At 71.8% G+C, this 1,705-nt stretch carries 3 protein-coding genes; 2 read left to right on the top strand and 1 reads right to left on the bottom strand.

Annotated features, from left to right (window positions below; translation table 11 throughout):
* Together ABYE80_RS20585 and ABYE80_RS20580 are read left to right on the top strand one after the other, a co-directional pair.
* Positions 1 to 301, top strand: a 301-nt coding sequence (locus ABYE80_RS20585) for a translation initiation factor (RefSeq protein ID WP_372792285.1), incomplete at its 5' end; no start/stop codon positions are given.
* Between the two features lie 40 nt (positions 302 to 341).
* Positions 342 to 1,436 carry an alkene reductase gene (locus ABYE80_RS20580; RefSeq protein WP_372792283.1) on the top strand — a complete coding sequence of 365 codons (1,095 nt, stop codon included), beginning with the start codon at positions 342 to 344 and terminating at the stop codon, positions 1,434 to 1,436.
* 21 nt (positions 1,437 to 1,457) lie between these two features.
* On the opposite strand, the gene ABYE80_RS20575 is transcribed toward ABYE80_RS20580, so the two are convergent.
* A partial coding sequence (locus tag ABYE80_RS20575) for a hypothetical protein (protein ID WP_372792281.1) occupies positions 1,458 to 1,705 on the bottom strand: 248 nt, incomplete at its 5' end.

Below are 1,705 nucleotides of genomic sequence, written 5' to 3'. Positions count from 1 at the left end.
GTCGGACGACGGGGACCTCCGAAAGGCGCGGGATCCCGACAAGGTCCGCGCCGCGGCGGTCACCGGACGCGTGAAGGTGAAGCGGGAGACGGCGGGCCGGCGGGGCAAGACCGTCACGACCGTGTCCAACCTGCCCCTCGACGACGTCGGGGTGCGTGATCTCGCCGGGAAGCTGAAGAAGCGCTGCGGCGTGGGCGGCTCGGCGAAGGACGGCGTCATCGAGATCCAGGGGGACCACCGCGACACCGTCCTCGAGGTCCTGCGGGCCGAGGGGTACGAGGCCGTCGCCGCAGGTGGGTGACGGCGTCCCCGACGTAGTAGTTGCAACTACAATCATCGAGATGCCCTATGACCATCTCCTCTCCCCGTACGAGCACGGCGCCCTGGAGCTGAAGCACCGCGTCGCCCTCGCGCCGCTCACGCGCAACCGGGCGCGGAACACCATTCCCGGTCCGCTCAACGCCGAGTACTACGCGCAGCGCGCCGATGCGGCGATCCTGGTGACCGAGGGCACGCAGCCGGCCGCCGTCGGGCAGGCCTACCGCAACACCCCCGGCCTGCACACCGACGAGCAGCAGGCCGGCTGGGAGCAGGTCGCCCGCGCGGTCGCCGAAGCCGGCGAGGGCAAGCTCGTCGTCCAGCTGATGCACGGCGGTCGTGTCGCCCACCCGGTCTACACGGGCGGGGAGACGCCGGTGGCTCCGTCCGCGGTCCGGTCGGCGGGCCAGGTCTGGACCGTCGATGGCATGCAGGACTACGTCGAACCGCGCGAGATCGCGACGGCGGAACTCGCGAGCGTCAGCGAGCAGTACGCCGATGCCGCTCGGCGCGCCGTCGCCGCCGGCGCCTACGGCGTCGAGCTCCACGCCGCCAACGGCTACCTGCTGCATCAGTTCCTCAGCGAGAACACCAACCGCCGCACCGACGGCTATGGCACCGACGTCCCCGGTCGCATCCGGTTCGTCGTCGAGACCGTCGAGGCCGTCGCCGCGGCGATCGGCACCGACCGCACCGCCATCCGGATCTCCCCAGGGCACCGCTTCAACGACATCACCGAGGTCGACCCGCACGCGACCTACGACGCCCTGCTTCGAGCGCTTGCGCCGCACGACCTCCTGTACCTCCACGTCATGGAGACCCAGCCACACGCCGGGTACTCCACGATCGAGCAGGCCCGTGAGCTGTACCCCGGCACCCTGATGGTCAACGAGGGCTTCTCGCGGGAGTTCGACATCGCGGGCGCGGACCGGATGGTGGCGGACGGCACGGCCGACCTCGTGGCCTACGGGCGCCGCTTCCTCGCGAATCCGGACCTGCCGACGCGGCTGCGCCGCGGAGCCGAGCTCAACGAGCCCGACCGGAGCACCTTCTATCAGGGCGGCCCCAAGGGCTACACCGACTACCCGACCCTGGACGACCTCGAGGCGGCGGCCTGAGCGGACCGCCCGGCGTCCCCGTCAGCGGCGGCGGATCGTCACGTTGATGCCGGCGCGGATCGCCTTCCCGGGACCCGAGCGCGGGTAGGTCGCCTCCAACCGCAGCCTGAGCTTGCGGCTGCGCGCCCGTGCGAGCGAGCGACGTCCGGACCTCGTCAGCTTGATGCGCACCGTGCGGCGGTTGCCGGGGGAGGCCTTGATCCGGACGCGGCCGACGCGCGACTTCGATCCCGTCCGTCGCCGCAGCGTGAACGTCGCGCGCCGGGTCT

The organism is Paraconexibacter sp. (genome assembly GCF_041602235.1).
Classification (GTDB): Bacteria; Actinomycetota; Thermoleophilia; order Solirubrobacterales; family Solirubrobacteraceae; genus Paraconexibacter.
This window is presented reverse-complemented; position numbering and strand designations above follow the sequence as displayed.

What these genes read in the sequence shown, in the direction of transcription:
- ABYE80_RS20580 (WP_372792283.1), top strand. Translation starts at nt 342, where the DNA reads ATGCCCTATGACCATCTCCTCTCCCCGTACGAGCACGGCGCCCTGGAG.